The following is a 576-nucleotide window of genomic DNA, read 5'->3' as shown; positions in this document are numbered from 1 at the left end:
AGCTCCTGCGCCGGGTGCGGATCGACGATCTCATATCGTGTCCGGCGCCCTTCGGGCTCGGAGACGACGATCCCGCAATCGCGCAGGCATGCCAGGTGGTTGGACACGTTCGGGCGTGTCAGGTCCAGATCTCGGGCCAGTTCCGCCGGGTAAGCGGGATGGTCGAGCAGGGTCAAGATGATCCGGGATCGAGTGGGGTCGGCCAGTGCACGACCCAGGCGGTTCATCACGTCGAGACGCGAAGCAATAGTCAGCATGGACTGAACTATACAGCGCGCACTGAACACTCGGTCACAGGCGTCAGCCCAGATCGCATGCCCGTAAGGGGAACCTTCACCGTACGTCGAGAGAGCTTCCTCCTCGACGACTCCTTACGAGGGATCGCCATGTACGCAAGACCCGTACGGTGACATGGGCGGTGAGGGGAGGGCAACTGCAACAATGGGGACATGCATGTCGGCTACGCGCGCGTCTCGACTCTCGAGCAAGACCTCTCCGCCCAACGGGAAGCACTCGAGCGCCTCGGAGTCGAGAACAAGAACATCTACTTCGACCACGGCCTAACGGGAACGACCC

2 protein-coding genes are annotated in these 576 nt (G+C 62.2%); one reads left to right on the top strand and one right to left on the bottom strand.

All coding sequences use genetic code 11. The features are described from left to right. Positions 1–257 (bottom strand): ArsR/SmtB family transcription factor (locus FK530_RS25075; RefSeq protein WP_146489496.1); only part of this gene is annotated, 257 nt, incomplete at its 3' end. A gap of 192 nt (positions 258–449) precedes the next feature. On the opposite strand from FK530_RS25075, the gene FK530_RS25070 reads away from it, so the two are divergent. Then, on the top strand, positions 450–576 hold a 127-nt coding region (locus FK530_RS25070; RefSeq protein ID WP_158645207.1), incomplete at its 3' end, for a recombinase family protein.

Origin of the sequence: Tsukamurella conjunctivitidis, assembly GCF_007858475.1 — a bacterium.
GTDB classification, from domain to species: Bacteria; Actinomycetota; Actinomycetes; order Mycobacteriales; family Mycobacteriaceae; genus Tsukamurella; species Tsukamurella conjunctivitidis.
This window is presented reverse-complemented; position numbering and strand designations above follow the sequence as displayed.